The 19365-nt window shown below is 66.3% G+C and carries 14 protein-coding genes and 1 pseudogene; 5 read left to right on the forward strand and 10 right to left on the reverse strand.

Translation table 11 applies throughout. The features are described from left to right. Positions 1–136 precede the first annotated feature (136 nt). The 4 genes and pseudogenes from DBO33_RS15765 to DBO33_RS15780 all read left to right on the forward strand — a co-directional run. Positions 137–1957: pseudogene (locus tag DBO33_RS15765) on the forward strand (acyltransferase family protein); the annotation flags it as partial. Between the two features lie 381 nt (positions 1958–2338). Beyond that, on the forward strand, positions 2339–3277 hold the full coding sequence (locus DBO33_RS15770; protein WP_234390858.1) for an SCO2523 family variant P-loop protein: 939 nt from the start codon (positions 2339–2341) through the stop codon (positions 3275–3277). 40 nt (positions 3278–3317) lie between these two features. Next, positions 3318–4319, forward strand: a complete 1002-nt coding sequence (locus DBO33_RS15775) for an SCO2522 family protein (protein WP_107655710.1) — start codon at positions 3318–3320, stop codon at positions 4317–4319. A 1-nt stretch (position 4320) separates the two neighbouring features. Beyond that, positions 4321–5310 carry an SCO2521 family protein gene (locus DBO33_RS15780; protein ID WP_107655711.1) on the forward strand — a complete coding sequence of 330 codons (990 nt, stop codon included), beginning with the start codon at positions 4321–4323 and terminating at the stop codon, positions 5308–5310. Between the two features lie 4 nt (positions 5311–5314). Here DBO33_RS15780 and DBO33_RS15785 read toward each other — a convergent pair whose 3' ends face one another. From DBO33_RS15785 to DBO33_RS15825, 10 genes are all read right to left on the reverse strand, one after another. Next, the gene (locus DBO33_RS15785) at positions 5315–7606 is read right to left on the reverse strand and encodes an ATP-binding cassette domain-containing protein (RefSeq protein ID WP_107660309.1); all 2292 of its coding nucleotides are present in this window, start codon (positions 7604–7606) and stop codon (positions 5315–5317) included. A 42-nt stretch (positions 7607–7648) separates the two neighbouring features. Then, positions 7649–9511, reverse strand: a complete 1863-nt coding sequence (asnB, locus tag DBO33_RS15790) for an asparagine synthase (glutamine-hydrolyzing) (protein WP_107655712.1) — start codon at positions 9509–9511, stop codon at positions 7649–7651. Positions 9512–9532: 21 nt separating this feature from the next. Next, positions 9533–11020, reverse strand: a complete 1488-nt coding sequence (locus tag DBO33_RS15795) for an aldehyde dehydrogenase family protein (protein ID WP_107655713.1) — start codon at positions 11018–11020, stop codon at positions 9533–9535. An 18-nt stretch (positions 11021–11038) separates the two neighbouring features. Then, positions 11039–12094: a zinc-dependent alcohol dehydrogenase family protein gene (locus tag DBO33_RS15800; protein WP_107655714.1), complete on the reverse strand. Its 1056-nt coding sequence runs from the start codon at positions 12092–12094 to the stop codon at positions 11039–11041. Positions 12095–12106: 12 nt separating this feature from the next. Then, complete coding sequence (locus DBO33_RS15805; protein WP_107655715.1) at positions 12107–13294, reverse strand: cytochrome P450; 1188 nt, start codon at positions 13292–13294, stop codon at positions 12107–12109. Beyond that, positions 13291–14352 (reverse strand): methyltransferase domain-containing protein, encoded by a 1062-nt coding sequence (locus DBO33_RS15810; protein WP_107655716.1) that lies wholly within the window; start codon positions 14350–14352, stop codon positions 13291–13293. The genes DBO33_RS15805 and DBO33_RS15810 overlap by 4 nt, the downstream gene beginning before the upstream one ends. Positions 14353–14385: 33 nt before the next feature. Further along, positions 14386–16185, reverse strand: coding sequence for a gamma-glutamyltransferase family protein (locus tag DBO33_RS15815; protein WP_107655717.1), 1800 nt, complete (start codon positions 16183–16185; stop codon positions 14386–14388). 77 nt (positions 16186–16262) lie between these two features. After that, a complete protein-coding gene (locus DBO33_RS15820; RefSeq protein WP_107655718.1) occupies positions 16263–17723 on the reverse strand; it encodes an FAD-binding protein in 1461 nt (486 codons plus the stop codon). Then, a complete protein-coding gene (locus DBO33_RS42815; protein WP_159080287.1) occupies positions 17720–17893 on the reverse strand; it encodes a hypothetical protein in 174 nt (57 codons plus the stop codon). Before DBO33_RS42815 ends, DBO33_RS15820 begins: the two co-directional genes overlap by 4 nt. Positions 17894–17975: 82 nt before the next feature. Beyond that, a complete protein-coding gene (locus tag DBO33_RS15825; protein WP_107655719.1) occupies positions 17976–18455 on the reverse strand; it encodes a MarR family winged helix-turn-helix transcriptional regulator in 480 nt (159 codons plus the stop codon). 123 nt (positions 18456–18578) lie between these two features. Here DBO33_RS15825 and DBO33_RS15830 point away from each other — a divergent pair, with 123 nt between their 5' ends. Then, positions 18579–19346: a VOC family protein gene (locus tag DBO33_RS15830; protein ID WP_107655720.1), complete on the forward strand. Its 768-nt coding sequence runs from the start codon at positions 18579–18581 to the stop codon at positions 19344–19346. The last annotated feature ends 19 nt before the right edge of the window (positions 19347–19365 follow it).

The raw sequence follows: 19365 nt of genomic DNA on the forward strand, positions 1-19365 counted from the left end.
GCTTTGTATAAGCCGGACTTATCGAGTTATTCAGTACGGCTTAAAAAGTAAATGTCGCTGCGACATTGCTGGGGATCGTTGGTAAGAATGCGTTCCATGGTAGGGACGGCCTCGAGGGAATTGTTGGTGCGGCAGNTTGCAGGCGCGTCAGGTGTTGGGGGATGGGATTGCCAGTGCGTTGTATGTGGGGAATTATCGGCTTGCGTTGCACGGCACCGACTATCTTGCTGCGGATGCGCCGCCTTCGCCGTTTCAGCACTACTGGTCGCTGGGGGTGGAGGAGCAGTTCTACTTGTTGTGGCCGGCGTTGATTATCGGGGTTGCCTGGTTCGTGCGGCGGTGGCGGAGGACCGGGAGTGCTTCGCCGACTCCGTATCTGGTTGTGCTCGGGGTGGTCGCCGCGCTGTCGTTCGTGGTGTCGCTGGACTGGACCAGCACGTTGCCGTCGTGGGCGTTCTTCGCGCTGCCGGCACGGGCGTGGGAGTTGGCGGTGGGTGGCATGGTGGCGTTGTCGGTTCCGGTCTGGCGTCGAATCCCGGCGTCGGTTGCCACTGTCGCCGGGTGGGTGGGGCTGGCGGCGATCGTCGTGAGTTGTACGCAGTTGGACGGGCGGACGCCGTATCCCGGGACCGCTGCGCTGCTGCCCGTGCTAGGTGCGGCCTTGATCGTGGCGGCGGGCTGTGCCGCGCCCCAGCTTGGGGTCGGCCGAGTGTTGTCGACGGCTCCCTTGCGATCGATCGGGCGGCTGTCGTACTCCTGGTATCTCTGGCACTGGCCGGTGTTGCTGCTCGCACCGAAGTTCACCGGTCACCCGCTCGATCTGGTCGGTTCGCTGGGGGCGGTCGCTACCGCGGCTGGTCTGGCCATGCTGACCCTGTGGTTCGTAGAGGATCCCGCCCGCTTCGCGGCGCCGCTACGGCGTTCGGCCGCACTGAGTTTGGCCGGTGGTGGTGTCGTCACTGCGGTCGCCGTTTGCGTTGGCATGGTGCTGCTGGTGCTCGTGCCGGTGCCGGTCGGGCGTGGGGCGGCGGCCGAGGCGTTGACTGTCGTCGCGGCACCGCAGGCACCGCCGTCCGAATCCATCGATCCGCATGATGCGGCGGTGCGACAGCTGACCGCGCAGGTGCAGACCGCCGTCGCGGCCTCGGCCGAATCGCCGTCGGTCCCGTCGAATCTCTCCCCGTCACTCGCCGACGCACCCGCCGACAAGGCCGCCGTATTCGGAAACGGTTGCGTGCGTTCCTGGCTCGACGTCGGGCAGCCCCAATGCGTTGCGGGCGACCTCGGCTCGGCGAACACGGTGGCGCTGGTCGGTGATTCGCATGCGGCGATGTGGAGCCCGGCGTTCGAACAGATTGCCGAGCAACGGCATTGGCGCTTGGAGACGATGAGCAAGGTGACTTGCCCGCTGATGGAACTGCCCATCACCAGTCCCTACCTCGGCCGGGAATACACCGAATGCGTGCAATGGCGGCACCAGGTCCTGGCCCGGCTACAGGCCGAGCATCCACGGCTGATCGTACTGAGCATGTCCCGGCGCTACGGCGGCGACTTCGGTTTCACCACCTACGACCAGGCCTGGATCGACAGCCTGTCCCGCCTGACCACGCAGCTGCGCGCGATCGGCGCGAATGTCCTTGTGCTCGGCCCGATTCCGGACCCGCACAGCACCGTGCCCACCTGCCTGTCCGGCCATCTGGACAACGCGCTGGCCTGCGCACCGAACCGCCCGGTCGCCGTCGATGACGCGGGCACCGCCGCCGACCGAGCCGCGACAACGGCGGGCGACGGCCAGTACGCCGACCTCACCGACCTGTTCTGCACCGCCGATCGTTGCCCGCTCATCACCGGCAACACCCTCATCTACCGCGACGACAACCACCTGACAGTCGCTTACGCCAAAGCGCTCGCCCCGGTCGTCGCCGCACTGGCCGACCGAGCCCTGGCCCGCGGTTGACCCCGCCGCCCCGCGGCTGAACTGCTGGCGCGCGGCTGAACTGCTGGCGCGCGGCCGAACTGCCGGCGCGCGGCCGAACTGCCGGCGCGACGCTGAACTGCTGGCGCGCGGCTGAACCCGCTGGGCACGAACGAAACCGGGCACCGGGTCCGAGCTGACCAAAATCGCAGCGCGCCCCGCGGCGACTGCGCAGGAGACCAGCATTCCTAGGACGCGGCACTCGGCGGAGCGATATTCTCCATCCGCGGAGTACCTTCCAGCCCGGCGTGCGCATGCGGGCCGCCTGCGACGTGGGGGAGGAGGACGGCGGGTGCGAATTCAACCGAGAGAACAGCTGCTGGACGTGTGGCTGCTCGCCGCACGCCGGGATGGTCGGTGCCGGTGCTGGAACGAGCAGAACCCGTGATCGTCTTCGCGATTTCCGACAAGGGTGGTACTGGGCGTTCGGTGACCAGTGCCAATATCGGGTACCGGATGTGTGTGATGGGCAGGAGTGTCGCCTATCTCGACTTCGATTTCGGGTCGCCGACGGCGGGGGCGCTGTTCGAGATCGACAGTGTGGAGAGCGGGGTCGTCGGTGGTACCGGATTGCATTCCTATCTGACCGGCCAGATCGGTGTGCCCACCCGAATCGACGTGCGGGACAAGACCGATCGGCGCGAGTTGCAGCGGATGCGGATGCGTACCGGCAAGCTCGCCTTGTTGCCCGGTGACAGGGGTGGCGCGGAGTTCGCGAAGGTGGGCCATGAGGTGGTCCGGCGCTGTGCGGAGCTGCTGCTCACGGTCGAGCAGGACTTCGATGTCTGTCTCGTCGACGTCAGTGCCGGTCGGTCGGTGGCATTGGAGATCGCGGTGCAGGCCACCGGATTGCGGCAGTTCGCCGCGAAGACGGTGCGCTGGTTGGTCTTTCACCGCTGGACTCGGCAGCACATCGTCGCGGCGGCCGGCTTGGTCCATGGCCCGCACGGTGTGGTGGAGTCCGGGGCGGTCGCCGGACACGATCCTCGCGTATTGCTGGAGAACATTCGTTTCGTGCGCACCGCGGTGCCGCGATTGCACGAGGCGACCGAAGCCTCCGCCTTGCAAGCCGCGTGGCTGCACGAACAGCACGCGCGACTGAAGCGCCTCGCGGCCGAGTACCGGATCGGCGCAAGCGTTCTGCTCGGGGAGACACCGATCGATCCGGTCTTGCAGTGGCGTGAGCAACTGATCCTGGATATCGACGTGATGCAGGGCATCGCCAAGGAGGACACCGTGGAGGCGTTCGGCAGTCTGGCGAACCGCATACTCTCCGAATCGATTTGGCAGCCTATGCAGTAGCCGCGGGCTCGCCGAAATCATCGCGAAAGGTAAGAGCACAGTGGAATACGCCGCCGGATACAGCGAGGGGACCGAGCCGCCGCGGATCGCCGGGGTGCCGCTGTCCCATGTCTCCATCGAGGTGGGCCATCTCCGGATGGAAGACCTCGACAGCGGGGACGACTGGATTCGTGAGCAATTCCGCAAGGTCGTCCCGCTGGTCACGTGGTTCACCGACGCGGCGAAGGCCGAATTCGGACCGCAGGCCCGGGTGAGTACCTGCCTGCTGGTCGATGACTATTTCCGCGCCGACACCGATCCCCGCGACGTTCTCGGCCGACTGCTCGGGTGCGCCGAGGACAAGGGACTCACCATCGACTATCTGGGGCGAGAGGCAGGCTGCGCGGTTGTCCCGGCCACGGGCGAAACCCCCGGAATCGAACTGGCGCAGTCGGTTCGGGCTCGCATCGTGGCCGCGCCGGCTCGGGGCGCGACGGGACGCAGGCCACCGACCGACCAATCCGGCTGGTTGTGCAACGGCACCCGCGCCGCCGACGAACCCACGCAGGCGATGCGCAACGAGCCGTATCAGCCGCCCGAAGAATTCGGCACCCCCGCGCATTCGATCTTTCTCGATGTCGAGCTGTGGCGCGCGGAACCGCGAAAGCAGCAGGGCAGCACCGAGTTACCGATCACCTGGTCGTTGCCGTTTCTCACGTCGATCTGGCAGCTACTGCGACTGGGTCTGCTGCGCTTCCACGGCAGACCGGTGGTCGAACCGCAGCTGTGGGACCGCAGGCAGCCTTGGCCGGCCAGCTGGTCGGAATTGCCTGCCGTGCTCAAACTGAACCCTCGCGCGAAACCGTTTGCCGCATACCGCTCGTTGTCCGTTCTTCCGGTGCGGTACCTGGAGGTCGAGCATGCCGTGCGGCTGATACTCGAGCACATCCGGCTCGATGACGAGGTGGTCGAGCAGCTCGTTCGCCGGGCGGCCCAGGAGCGGGTTACGTTGCCGCCCAGCAGCACCGAACGCCTGAACTATCACTTGGTGGACGGACACTGACGTGCACCAAACGAACGATCCGGCGGACCATCGGCTACCCGTCGTGCTGGGGGAGACACACACGTGCCTGCTGCCGACGGCAAAACCCTTGCGGCGCAGTAATCTGGAACAGCTGCTGGACCTGATGCCGGGCCACCCCGTGCACTGGCGGGAACGCCCGTTGTCTCGTGCGGTCTCGCCGGACCTCGTGACGGGCGTGGATTGCGAGCTGGCCGCCCCCGGACACGCCGCGGTGCGGGCGATCGGCACGGTGGCCAACCATGCTGTCGTACTCGGTGGCCGCGTACTGCAGAGCTCGGCACAGGCGAAAGTCGTTGTTGCAGAACGGCCTGAGCGGCAGGTGTGGTCGCATTACCTCAGCCGGGCCGGGGTGCTGGAGGTACTCACCAAGGTCACCACTGAGACGAGCAGCCGACTGACGAATGGTCTCTTGGCCGACGGGCCACCGACTCCGGGCGTGCTCGATCTCGCGTCGATAGCCCATCGACTACTCGGACGAATCACCATGGACCCGCACCTGGACCAGGGAGCCCCGCTGCGGTCCGGCACCACTCACCTGAGATGGGCAGCGCGCGTGGGTGACGTCGAGCAGGCTCAAGTCGCTTTTCGCGTGCTCAACGACACGGACCGCACCGCCGAGATCACCGTGCGCGGCGCGAACGAACTAGCCGCCGCGCAACAGTTCTGCGAGGACCTCGCTGCCCACGACTGGCTGCTGACGGTCCTCAGGGCAACTCTCGAAAAGTCCGACCTGTTCTATCCCGGGACACCCGAGTCGACCGCGCTGCTGGCTCCGGCACTGCACCACCTCGCCCACCTCTGGGCTCCCGGCGCGCACACCCCCGCCCCGCTGCGCGCCCTGTGGGCTCCACTGGAGGCCGATCCCGGCTTCACCGCCGACCGGCAGATCCTGGTCGACGAACTCCGCAACCGCGTGCTGGTAAGTGCGTTGGACGCGAAGCGGCAGACAACGATCGGCACAGACCTGTGACGCCTCAGCGGTCCGCCCGTTCGAGATCCTTGCGCAGATACTTCGCGGTGACGGACTTCTTGTCCGCGCGCAGTTGCTCCGGGGTGCCTTCGAACAGCACCTTGCCGCCGTGACGTCCCGCGTCCGGTCCGAGGTCGATGACCCAGTCGGCGTACTTGACGACCTCGAGGTCGTGTTCCACCACGATGACCGTGTTTCCTTCGTCGACGAGGCGATCGAAGAGGGTGAGCAGCCGGTCGACGTCGGCCATGTGCAGGCCGGTGGTCGGCTCGTCGAAGACGAATACGGTGCCGGTGTCCTGGAGGCGGTGCGCCAGCTTGAGCCGTTGGCGTTCACCGCCCGACAGGGTCGAGAGTGGTTGCCCCAGTGTCAGATACGCCAGTCCGACCTCCTGGAGCATCGCGAGCTTGGCGGTCACCTTGTCTTCGGTGAAGTACGACAGGCTTTCCTCGACGGTGAGTCCGAGTACCTCGGCGATGTTCTTGCCGCGCAACGTCTTTTCGAGCGCCTCGTCCCGATACCGGCTACCCTCACACACTTCACAGGTCACCGTGACCGGATCCATGTAGGCGAGGTCTGTCTCGATCACGCCGCGCCCCTTGCAGGCCGGGCAGGCGCCGGTCGAGTTGAAGCTGAACAGGCCGGGATCGGCATCGTTGGCTTTGGCGAACAGGCTGCGGACGGTGTCCATGATGTCGACATAGGTCGCCGGCGTCGACCGCGAGGAGATGCCGATGCCCGACTGATCGATCATGACCGCGTCCGGGTGCTGGGCGGCGAAAGCTCCTGAGATGAGCGAACTCTTACCGGAACCTGCCACACCGGTCACCGCGGTGAGTACCCCGGTGGGGATGCGCACGGAGACGTTCTGCAGGTTGTTCAGCGAGGCCTTGCTGATCTCCAGCGAGCCGGTCGGTTCCCGGACCTTGTCTTTCAATCCGGTGTGCTCACGCAGCCGTCGGCCGGTGAGTGTCTTGGCTTTCAGGAGTTGCCGGTAGGTCCCTTCGAACACGATCTCACCGCCGTGCGACCCGGCTCCGGGCCCCATGTCGACGATGCGGTCGGCGACGGCCATGACGTCCGGATTGTGCTCCACCACCAGCACGGTGTTGCCGTTGTCGCGCAACTGCGCGAGAAGTTCGTTGAGCCGGTGCACATCTCGCGGATGCAGGCCGACGCTCGGCTCGTCGAAGATGAAGGTCAGATCGCTCAGGCTGCTGCCGAGATGGCGGACCGTCTTCAGGCGCTGGCCCTCGCCGCCGGACAGCGTGGAGGTCTCGCGGCCGAGGCTGAGATAACCCAGGCCGATCGATTCCAGTCGCGACAGTGCCGTGATGGCCGCCTGCACAACAGGTTTGGCGACCCGATCGTCGATCTTCCCCAGCTCGACGATCAGTTCGCTCACCTCCATGTCCGCATAGTCGGCGATATTCTTGCCGTTGATCTTGGAGGCGAGCGCGGCCTTGTTGAGCCTGCCGCCGCCGCAGACCTCACAGGTGCTGGTCCGCACCACCTGCTCGACGTCCTTGCGCTCCTTGTCTTTCAGCGCATCCAGGCCGTTCTTGAGATAACGGCGATTGAACCGGACGACGATGCCTTCGTATTCGTTGGAGTGCGTCACGTCCTTGCCGGGGCGCCGGACCTTGAATCCTCCACCGTGCAGCAGCTTGTCCCATTCCGCCTCGGTGAACTTCCGCAACGGCTTGTCGGGATCGAACAGGCCGGATTCCGCGTAGGTGATCCACGGATAACCACCGACCGCGAACAGCGGTGACTGGATGGCGCCCTCGTTCAACGACTTCGACTTGTCGAGCAGCAGATCGAGGTCGAGTCGCGCGGTGCGGCCGAGGCCTTCGCACTCGGGGCACATGCCCTGCGGAACATTGAACGAGTACATGGTCGACTCGCCCGCGCTGGGCTTGCCGTGCCGCGAGAACAGCACGCGCAGAATAGGATTGATCTCCGTCATGGTGCCGACGGTCGAGCGGGAACTACCGCCGATCTGGCGCTGGTCGACCACGATCGCGGTGGACAGATGCGACATGGCTTCTGCGTGCGGTCGCTCGTACTTCGGCAGCCGGTTGCGGATGAACCAGGGGAACGTCTCGTTGAGCTGGCGCTGCGATTCGACCGCGATAGTGCCGAACACCAGCGACGACTTGCCGGAACCCGATACGCCGGTGAAGACGGTCAGCCGCCCCTTCGGGATCTCCAGCGACACGTTCTTCAGGTTGTTCTCTCGGACGCCTTGCAGCGTAATGCTGTCGTTCGCTTGCCGTCCGGCTCGATCCGACATCTCCACTCCCCTCAGCGTGCGCAAGTAGTTTCCAAATGGAAACTATACCAGGACGTCGACCTCATAGTCGGCTACCCATTCCGCGAGACGAATCGGTGTCTCGTTGTATAGTCCCCTTTCCTGCATGGACGAGGCAGCCTCGACCGGCGCGTTGAGATGCTGGTCCAGCGCGTCGAGATCGAACAGCGGCAAGGCCGGCGAACTCGGCTCCGCGACGATCTTTCCGAGTATCTGCTTGATCGCCCGGTCGTAACCCGGATCCTGCGTGGAGGGATAAGGAGCTTTGCGCCGCTGCACAATCGACTCCGGCAGCAGATCCGCGGTGGCGGCGCGCAGCAGGCTCTTCTCCCGCCCGTCGAACGTCTTCATCGACCACGGCACATTGAAGACATACTCGACCAGGCGATGGTCGCAGAACGGGACACGCACCTCGATACCGCTGGCCATGCTCAACCGGTCCTTGCGATCCAGCATTACCGGCAGCCATCTCGTGAGATTCAGATAACTCGCGGTCCGCATTCGCCGGTCGTGCCCGGTTTCGCCGGTCAGCTGCGGCACTTCTCGAAGGGCCGTCCGGTACTGGTCGGCGATGTATTCCGGAAGATTCAGCCGCGCCGTCAGATCCGGATGCAAAAACGCGGTGGATTGCTCGGTGATCGACCGCTCACCGAGCGCGTGCCAGGGGAAAGTATCGGCCTGCACGGCCTTCTCGTCGTGGAACCACAGGTAACCGCCGAAGACCTCGTCCGCGGATTCACCGGACAGTGCGACAGTGGATTGCTCCCGTACCGCACGGAACAGCAGGTAGAGCGACGGACCGAGATCGCCGTCACCGAACGGCAGATCCCAGGCGCGGGAGACGGCCGAGCGGATGTTCGGGGCCACCAGATCCGCGTTGTTCAGCAAAATCGTCTGATGGTCGGTGCCGACATGCCGTACCAACTCCGCCGCGAACGGCTGATCGGGCGCTTCGCGCAGCGGCTCCGGCGCGAAATTCTCCACCTGTCCTTCGAAATCCACCGAGAAGCTGCGAATCCGCCCGCCGCCGTCGGCGTCGAGCCTGCGCTGCGCCAGGGCGGTCAATGCACTGGAATCCAAACCGCCGGACAACAGGGTGCACAGCGGAACGTCGGCGACCAGTTGACGAGAAACGATGTCTTCCAGCAACTCGCGCACCGCGCCGACGGTCGCGGGGATGTCGTCGGTGTGCGGCCGGGATTCCAGTTCCCAATACTTCTCCTCGGTCCGCCGGCCATGGCGAACCCGGAGGATATGCCCGGGACGCACCTCGTACATGCCGTCGAGTGGTGTCTGCCCGGGAACCCGGACAAAGGACAACACGTCGCGCAGCCCATCGAGGGTGAGTACCGCCCGGCTTTCCGGATGGGCGAGAATCGCTTTCGGTTCGGACCCGAAGAGCACTCCGGCGGGGGTCGGATAGTAGAACAGCGGCTTGACGCCCAAACGGTCCCGATACAGCAGCAATTCCTCGGCGCGGCTGTCCCAGATCGCGAAGGCGAACATGCCGTTCAGTCGCCGCACGAAATCCGCGCCCCACTCCAGATAGGCGCGTAGGACGACCTCGGTGTCGCTTCGCGTCCTGAAACGGTGGCCGTGCGCCGTGAGTTCGTCGCGAAGTTCGATGAAGTTGTAGACCTCACCGCTGTAGCTGATCGCGGCCAGCGGCGTGCCGCCGGGCAACGTCTCCGGCGTGACCATCGGCTGTCTGCCACCCTCGAGGTCGATCACCGAGAGTCGCCGATGCCCTAGCGCGCAATGCGGATGTAGCCACAGTCCCTCGTCATCGGGACCGCGCAAAGCCATGGTGTCCACCATTTTCTGCAGAACGGGGCGCTCGGCAGTGAGATCACGATCGAAATCCGCCCAACCGGCGATTCCACACATCGTCTTATCCTTTCGCTGTCGTCACGCGAGGGTCGCCCACACGGTCTTCGGTTCGAGATAGGCGTCGAGCCCGGCCCGGCCCATTTCCCGGCCGACGCCGGACGCTTTGACACCGCCGAAGGGCGCGGCCGGATCACCGGGCGCCCAGGTATTCAGATAGACCGAGCCCGCGTGCAGGCGAGCGGCGAGAGTGTGTGCGTCGCTGAGGTTTTGGGTCCAGACCCCGGCCGCGAGCCCGTAGTCGGTGGCATTGGCCGAGTGCACGGCTTCGTCGATGCTGTCGAAGGGGGTCGCGACCAGCACCGGCCCGAAGATCTCCTCGCGGCAGATCCGCATGTCCGGTGTCACATCGGTGAAAAGTGCTGGGCGAATGAAGAATCCGCCCTCCGGCTCCGATGCGGGAACTTCACCGAACGTCAATGTCGCCCCCTCGGTGACCCCGTCGCGGAGGTAGCCACGCACCCGGCGGTACTGCTCGGCCGAAACCACCGGCCCGCACTCGGTGGCCGGATCCAGCGCCGGACCGACCTGCGCGCTCTTCGCCCGCGCCGACAGCCCCTCGATCACCTCGTCGAACACACTCCGGTGCACGTACAGCCTGGATGCGGCGTTGCAGGCCTGGCCGGTATTGAAGTAGATCCCGTTGTAGCTCCCCGCAATAGCGGCTTCGAGGTCGGCGTCCGGCAGGATGATGTTCGGGCTCTTCCCGCCGAGTTCCAATGTCACCCGCTTGAGCTGCGCCCCGGCCTTCGCGCCGATCTCGCGCCCTACCGCGGTGGACCCGGTGAACACGATCTTGTCGACGCCCGGGTGATCCACCAGTGCCGCACCGGTTTCGCCGTCACCGGTCAGCACATTGACCGTGCCCGCCGGGAAACCGGCGGCCTCGATCAACTCGGCCAGGCGCAGCGCGGTCAAGGGCGTCTGTTCCGCGGGTTTGAGCACCACCGTGCAGCCGGCGGCCAGCGCTGCCCCGAGCTTCCACGCCGTCATCAACAGCGAGAAGTTCCAGGGAATGATCTGGGCGCACACCCCGACCGGCTCTTTCCTGGTGTAACACAACGTATTCGGTATCGCGACGGGGATCGTCTCGCCTTCGATGCGCGCGGGCCAGCCGCTGAAGTAGCGGAACTGCGCCGCCGCCGCAGGCACATCCAGCGCACGGGTCATCGTGATGGGCTTGCCCGCATCGAGGGATTCGAGCTCGGCGAGCTCGTCACCATTGCTCTCGATGAGGTCGGCGAGCCGGGACAGCAGCAGGCCGCGGTCGGCCGCCGACAGCCGGCTCCACGGCCCGTCGAGTGCGGCACGGGCCGCGGTCACCGCGGCCGTGACATCGGCAGATCCCGCATGCGCGATCTCCGTGATGTGCTCGCCGGTGGACGGATCGATCGTGCTGAACGTGCGCCCGGTCGCCGCGGTGACGAAGGCGCCGTCGATGTACAGCCGCTGTGCACGGGACAGGAAGTCGCGGGCGGCGTCGCCCACGGTGTTACCTGAGGTATTCACGAGTCCTCCCGGTCCGCATCAGAAGCGGTCGATGACGGTGATGCCGTTGGTGGTGAAATCGCTCATTGCGGACAGCACATCCCCGGCCTGGTCGAGCGAGACGGTGCGCTGCACCAGGGTCTGCGGCGCGAGCTTGCCGGACGCGACGAGCGAGAGCAGCTGCGGGTAACTGGAATGCGGATTGCCGTGCGAGCCGACGATGGTCAGCTCGCCGATGGTGATGGCGTCCACGGGGAGCGCGATTTCGCCGGCATCCGCCGCGCTGGTCAGCCCGACCTGGACGTGGCGACCGCGTTTACGCAGCGAGCGTATGGAATTCACCACCGTCGCCCGAGTGCCCAGTGCGTCGATCGAGACGTGCGCACCGCCGCCGGTGCGATCCTGTACCGCCGCCGGCACGTCCTGCTCGACGCTCGCGTCGATGGTGTGCACCGCACCCTGCTCTTTGGCGAGCGCGAGCTTGCCTGCGTCGATGTCCACCGCGACCACGGAAGCTCCTGCGGCACCGGCGATCTGCACGGCCGCCAAGCCGACACCACCGACACCGTGCACCGCGACCCACTCGCCGGGACGGACCTGCCCCTGCTCGGTGACCGCGTGGAAGGCCGTCATGAAGCGGCAGCCGATAGCGCTGGCCGCGACGGACGGGAGCTCGTCCGGAATGTGCACACAGTTGAAGTCGGCGTTGGGGATTCGCACATACTCGGCGTAACCGCCGTCGCACCAGAAGCCCAGCACCTGCATGTTGTCGCACACATTGGCGTGCCCCGAACGGCAGTACGCGCAAGTGCCGCAGGCCAAGTGGAACGGTGTGGTGACCCGGTCGCCGACCCGCACACCGCGAACGTCGGCGCCGACGGCGCGCACCGTGCCGACTATCTCGTGACCCAGTGTGCGCGGCAACACGACCTGTCCGCCCATCCACCCCCAGTCACCCATCCAGGCGTGCCAGTCGCTGCGGCAGATGCCGGTGGCGAGGACTTCGAGCACCACCCCGTCCGGTTCCGGTGCGGGGTCGGGGATTTCGCGTAGTTCGAGTGGGGCACCGTACTCGACGATCTGTGCCGCTTTCATGGTCGCCCCCTTTCAGGAGATACGGACGGGGAGCGTGTCCAGTCCCCGGGTGATGTTGTTGGGCGTCCGGATGGGGTCGCCGGCGAGCTCGACCGTGGTCGCTCGTTTGGCGAGCGCGACGAACAGCGCGTGCGCCTCCATCGAGGCGAGGGTGCGCCCCGGGCAGTTGTGCACGCCGAAGCCGAAACCGACTGTGTCGGCCGGATTGCGGTCCGCCTGGAACTGGTCCGGGTCGGGGTAGTGGCGTTCGTCCCGATTCGCGGCGGCGTAGGACACGAGGACCCGGGCGCCTTCGGGAATCGTCACGCCCTCGACCTCCCGGTCCGCGGTGGTGACCCGGGAAAAGTGCTGAATCGGCGTCTCCAGCCGGACGCCTTCCAGGAATGCGCCGGGGACGAGCTTCGGGTCCTGCCGCACGGCCGCCCACTGGTCCGGGTGCTGCGCCAGCAGCCAGAGGGTGCTGGCCACCCCGGCGATGGTGGTGTCCAACCCGGCGCAGGCGTACGCGCTCATGGTCATCAGGGCTTCGTTCTCGCTGATCTCGCCGCGATCGGCGGCCTGCCAAACGATTTGGCCGAAGCTGTCGGGCAGCAGTTTGTCCGGCGTCGCGTCGGTGACGAGATACTGCATCAGCGCCTGCACATCGGGGAAGGTCGACAGCTGACGTTCGCCGGGCGGCCCGAAGTAGTTGAAGGCGCCGAGCGCCCAGACCAGAATCTTGTCCCGGTTCTCGTCACGGGGAAAGCCGATGAGATCCATCACGATGTCCACCGGCAGCTTGGCCGCGAAATCGGTGACGCCGTCGAAGGTTTCGCGCTGCATCAGGTCATCGACCAGCTGGTCGGCCAGGTGCTCGATATTGCCCGCGACCTTGCGCACGTACTTGGGGCGCAGCGCGTCGTCGAGAACCTTGCGCACCGCACGGTGTCGCGGCGGGTCCATGGAAAGCAGTGAGCCGTCGGAGAGTTCGTTGGCGGTGGTGTTCATCGCGATGCCCTGGGCGGAGCTGAAACCCTCCCAGTCGACCAGCGCCGCGCGCACCTGGTCGTAACGGAACAGGCCGTACAGGTCGTGTTCGGTCATGTGGACAACGGGACCCAGGTCTCGCAAGGTCCGGTAGCAGGGAGCCGGATCGAGCAATGCTTCGGTCGAGAAGAGATCCAGATCGGTCTCGGCCGCGGTGGTTTCGGTGGTGGTCACGGCTGGTCCTTTCCGGCCAGATCGTAGAAGCACAGCCGGGGACCGGCTTCCGGCCGCGTGTACATCCGGCGACAGGTCAGCTCGGACTTGGCGAACACGTCGAACCAGGCGGCGCGGTCGCGGGGGAGACCCTGCCCGGTCAGCACATGGATGAGGAAGAAGTCGTCGTCGTTTTCCCTGCTGTCGTAACGGATTTCGGGTTCGCCGATCAGCAGGATCTTCAAATCCGGGAACGTGGCCCCGATCTCGTTCAACAGGTCGATGACCGCCTGCTCGCCGTGCCGGAAGTGCTCGTGCAGCGCACTCATCATGCACAGCCCGTCGGCCTCGAAACACTCCTTGGGCCAGGTCTTCGGGGCGAAGGCGTCGCCGACGACGAACTGGACCCGATCCGCGACGCCGGACGTCCGGGCGTGCTCGTTGGCCACCGCCACGGCGTCGGCGTCGATGTCCAAGCCGATACCGGTGAGCGAGGGGTCGCGCAGGCAGGCGTCCACCACCAATTGCCCGCCGCCGCAGCCGATGTCGAGGATGCGCTGCACGTTGCGGCCGCGCATCGCGGTGAGCAGGGTCGGCGTGTGGAAGGCGGAGAACAGGGTGTCGCAGTGCGCGCCGAGCTTTCCGCCGTCGCGGACCACGTCCTTGCCGTAGACGGCTTTACCGGTGAGCAGGTCACCGGTCCGGCTGGTCACCATGCCGTACGCGTCGACGTAGACGCCGAGGCGGGCCAGCGAGACATCGGTGGTGAGGAACTCGCCCAGCCGGGTCAGAAAGTACTCCTCGCCCCGGGTTTCGAGGATGCCGCGATTGACCAGATAGCGCAGGAAGCCGGGTCCCATGTCGGGGTCGATGCCGGCGAGCAGGCCGTCGGCGGGGTTGCGCGGGCCGGAGCGGAGGCGTTCCAGCAGCGGGGTGTCGGCGATCGCCCGTACCGCGTGACAGACGTGCATCGCGCTGATCATCTCGGGCAGGTCGGACAGGGTGAAGGCCTGCCACTCTCGGCGCTGCTGCTCGTCGGTGAGTTCGATGATCTCCGGACGGTGTTCGGTGATCGTCATCGTTGTTCCTTTCGAAGGTGGTGTGGCCGAGCGCTATTCGGCAACCGCGTAGGCGTGCCGGGCGCGCGGGCTGGCGGCCGCTCGGACGAACTCCTGGTCCGCGGTGAACCCGGCCGCGCAGACCCGGCCCAGCGAGTACGCGGGCACGAGTTCCACCTCGTGGCCGCGCTGTGCCAGCTGCTGGACGACGGCCGGATCGCAGGTCTGCTCGGCCACCAGCACACCGGGCCGGTGTGCGTGCGGGGTGAACGACGCAGGCACCTGATCGGTGTGGAAGGCGGTGGTCTCGGTCGCGCTCTGGAAGTCGAGTCCGAAGTCGGCGACGTTGAGGAAGAACTGCAACGTCCACTGGTCCTGCCGGTCACCGCCGGGGGTGCCGAAGGCGACGAACGGGCGGCCGTCGCGCAGCACCACGCTCGGACTGAGGGTGGTGCGCGGTCGTTTGCCGGGCGCCAGCGTGTTCGGGTGGCCCTCGGCGAGGTAGCCACACTGGCCGCGGGTGCCGAGCGGGAAGCCGAGGCTCGCGATCGCGGGTGAACTCTTCAGCCAGCCACCGCTGGGGGTGGCGGCGACCATGTTGCCGTGCCGGTCGACGGCGGTGACGGTGACGGTGTCGCCCTTCGTCGTGGTTTCCTGCAGGATCGTCGGTAATCCGTTGCGCAGCTGCGACATCCACTCGGAGTCGGCTTCCGGATACTCCAGCGCGGCCCGTTCCGGAATGAAGGAGGTGCGGCCACCGGGCGAACCGGGCCGAAGATCCAGTGCGGCCCGCGGGCCGACCAGTTCGCGTCGTTGTTTGGTGTAGTCCTCGTCGAGCAGCCCGGCCAGCGGCACCTCGCTGAAGGCCGGATCGCCGTACCAGGCCTCACGATCGGCCATCGCCAGCTTCGTGCACTCGATCACGGTGTGGATGTAGTCGGCGCTGCCCGGACCCATCTTCGCCAGATCGAATCCGTCGAGCAGCGCGATCTGCTGCAGGAACACCGGCCCCTGCGACCACGGTCCCGGCTTGAAGACCTGGTACGGACCGTAGCCGTGGCTCGGCGCGGTCTCCACGGTCGCCTGCCAGCCGGCGAGATCGTCCACGGTCAGCAGCCCGCGGTGCCGTCGGCCGGTGGCGTCCAGCATCGGCCCGCCGGCCAGGAACTCGGAGATCTCTTCTGCCACAAAGCCTTTGTAGAAGGCATCGTGCGCGGCCTGGTACTGGGCTGCGCGGTCGGCCGACGCGGACTCCGCCGCCTTGATCAGACGCTGATAGGTGTTGGCCAGCGCCGGATTACGGAAGCGGCTGCTCGCGGCGGGGGCCACGCCGCCCTTCAGATACGTCTGGCCCGATCCGGTCCACTCGTCGCGGAACAGCGGAGCGAGCACCTCGATAGCCCGCGCGGTCTCGGGCAACAGCGGAAAACCGTTGTCCGCGTAGCCGATCGCAGGTTGCAGTACGTCGGCCAGGTGCATGGTGCCGAACTCGGCGAGCAGCCGCATCCAGCCGCCGAACGCGCCGGGCACGCAGGCGGGCAGCAGGCCGGAGCCGGGGATGCTGCGCAGCCCGAGCTCGGCGAAGGTGTCGATGCCGATCGCGCGGGGCATCGGCCCCTGGCCGCAGATCGCTTGCACGTCATCGCGTCCGGCCTGGTGCGCCACTACGGACAGGTCGCCGCCGAGGCCGTTGAAGTGTGGTTCCACCACCTGGAGCACGAATCCGGCGGCGGCCGCGGCGTCGAATGCGTTGCCGCCGTTGGCCAGAATGCGCATGCCCGCCGCGGAGGCCAGCCAGTGGGTGCTGGCCACGGCACCGGTCGTCCCGGTCAGCTCGGGCTTGGATGGAGGCATGAGGGTACTCCCTACGATTTCGAATGCGTTGTCGACGGACGAATAAGAAATTCGACGTTCGATCGACTGAAATGTGTTTATTCGTCGTCGAATATGTGCAGACCGCGCGCGAGGAGGCCGCTCGGGTCGTAGCGGGTTTTCGCGGCCCGGAACGCCGTCCATTTGTCGCCGTAATGAGCACGCCAGTCCTGCGCGGTGAAACGCAGCGAGCCGATCGGGTAGAGCACGGCGCCGTATTCCGCCCGCGCGTGCGCGAACATTCGGTCGTTGCGGTCGAGCATTTCCTCGATGAACGCCGGATCGATGCCGGGGGTCTCGGCCACGGTGTTGATGTCGAGGACGAACACCCAGTCGGATCCCTTCGCCTCGGGCACCGGCGGATAGGGCCTGGTCATGTGCGAACGCCGTTGCGGGTAGAGCAAACTGATCCCGAACGGGCCGATATCGCGGGCGCTGAGCTGCGACTGGACCTCGGCGACATAGTCCTCGACCACGGCGCCGGACAACCACACGTCGTACCAGGGCTTGACGAGCCGGTCCCAGTTCACCGTCTCCCGCATGCCGTCGACCAGCGTGTCGATCTTGTAGACGTAGTCCAGGTAGCTGGTGTCGTCGATGAGCGGCGCGATGGTCAGCCCCTCGGCGGCGACCTGGTCGTCGGGCGGGGTAGCCGGGTCGTACAGGACGGTCGCGTACAGCCGGTGGGTCGGCGCGGACTCCGGCGAGTACAGCTCGGCATAGACGTGGTCGATGACCGGTCGTTCGATGAGCGTGCGCACGTCGCGGAAGAAATCGGCGTTGTCGGTGTACTCCAGCACGTAGGTGCGGGCACGTTCGGTCGCGGGCACCAGGTCGAGCACGGCCTTGGTGATGATGCCGCACTGGCCGAGACCGCCGAGCACCGCCTCGAACAGGTCGGGTTTCTGCTCGGCCGAGCAGCGTTCGATCGCGCCGGTCCCGGTGACCACCTCGAGTTCGCGCACGTGATCGACCTGGAGTCCGGTGTTCAGCGCGCCGACCAAGCCGCCGAGGCCACCCACCGAGAGGGTGCCGCCGACCGTCAGCGAGGTGTATCCGGTGACGGCGGGCGGGGTGAGTTTCGGTGTGCGTTCATAGGCGGCGTCGACGAGGTCCTTCCACAGGATTCCCGCGTCGACCTCCGCGACGTCCTGGCCGATGGAGTGGATTCGGTTGAGATACCGGTTCTCGATGACCAGTCCGTCGGACAGGCCCTGGCCGAGGGTGGTGTGCGCCTGGCCGCGCACCGACACGCTGATGTCATGGGCGCGGCAGAAGCGGACCATCGCGGCGATGTCGTCCGCCGAGCGCGGCCGCAGCACCGCAGCGGGCTTGTGGTTGGTGATGTTTCCGAGGTCGGTGGCGACCGCTGCGCGGGACTCGTCATCGACGAGCAGCTCGCCCGCCAGCGCGGGTGCGTCGGCGAACGACGCACTGGCCGCGGTGCCGGTGACCCAGTTGCGCTCGATCGGATCGAAACCGATGACCGCCGATTTCTCGGACAGATCCGCGCGGCTCACCGCTTCGGCTCCCGTCCGGCATGATCGGCTCGGCGATCGAGAAATTCGACGCTCGTCAGCGAGCGTATTGTGCCGGCGCTGATATCAGGCACGGCAAACTCCTTTCGACGCAATGGTGGTGGGCGGTATGCCAGCACGCCGGCTGCGGCCCATTCCAATACGTCGAACATAACCGGACCGCAGGGTCCGGCACATTCATGGAACTTTCAAATTACCGTCAAAACCTCTTGAAGCCGTACATAACTCGCGGGTTCACGAGGAGACCGGCGCGGGCTGTCCGGCCGCGTGGATGGCCTCGGCCACCTTGCCGCAGAGTTCGGCGAACACGGCCTGCTCGTCCGGGGTGAGCACGGACTCGGCGATCCTGGCGTTGTCCCGCCGGCATTCGGCCGCGCGGTCGAGGAATTCGAGCCCGGCCGCGGTGAGCGAGGTCGTCTGTTCGCGCCGGTCGGTGCCGAGCGCCGCCTGCTCCACCAGATCCTGATCCTTCAGTACACGAAGGGCTTTGGACATCGTCGGGCGGGACACGCTCAGCGAATCGCTCAGGGCCGATGGCGTCATCGGGCCGCGCAGCCGCAGCATCTCCAGCACGTCGTACTGCTGCCAGGTCACCCGCTCGGGTGTCGTTCTGGTGCGTCGTGCGACGAGGACGCAGGTCAGGTGGGCCAGCGCGTTCTCGATCCCGGCCTGCCAGTCGAGTACTTCGCTGTGCTGGTCTTCGTCAGGGGGCACTGGTCTCTCCTCACCGGGCACGGATTTGATTTCTGATAGGAAACTAGTTGGCTTGATTTCCGGCTGGAAACTAGTTTACGGTAGTGACACCAACTCGTACTCTGTCACACAGAAGGAGTGGTTATGGGCACCCTTGGCTTGCGCCCTTCGACCGTGGGGTGGTTCGAGATCACCGCCACCGATCCCGCCCGAAGCAAGCAGTTCTACCAGGACATATTCGACTGGCAGCTAACATCTTTCGGCGACGAACCCGACTATTACACGATCACCGCGCCCGGTGCGGTGGCGAGCATGGGCGCGTTGCGCCGTGGCAGCCGCGACGCGCTGTGGATCAGCGTGGTCCAAGAGGATGTCGCGGCGACCATACCGCAGCTGGAATCGTTGGGCGCCAAGGTTATCGAGCCTCCTGCGCGTACCTCTGCAGGTGACATCCATGCAGTGATCGCCGACGTGCAGGGAAATCAGCTGGGTCTGTTCGAACCCGTGGCGCGCAAGGACTCTCGCCCCGCACCGGTGCCGAATGGTACGGCCTGGTTCGAGATCGGGACAACGGATCTCGCCGCGACACGCAAATTCTACGAACAGGCTTTCGGCTGGACCTACGAGCTGGACGAAGCGGCCGAAGGCGCGATCTACTACGCCGTCACGCCCGGCGGGGCCGAGGAGCCGATCGGCGGCACGATGGATGTGTCGGCGCTGCCGAACCCGACCGACTACGCGATTCCCGGACTGCTCGTCACCGACGTCCCCGACCTGCTCGCGCGCTGTGAACAGGCAGGCGGCCAGCGGGTAATGGATCCGTTCTCCGATGCGAAGGGCCTGGTCATCGGCCAGTTCACCGATCCGTTCGGCAACCGGTGGACCGCCTTCGCGCAGCCGTCCGACGACTGAGGATCGAACAAGCCGCCCC

Source organism: Nocardia suismassiliense (assembly GCF_900269665.1).
Lineage (GTDB): Bacteria > Actinomycetota > Actinomycetes > Mycobacteriales > Mycobacteriaceae > Nocardia > Nocardia suismassiliense.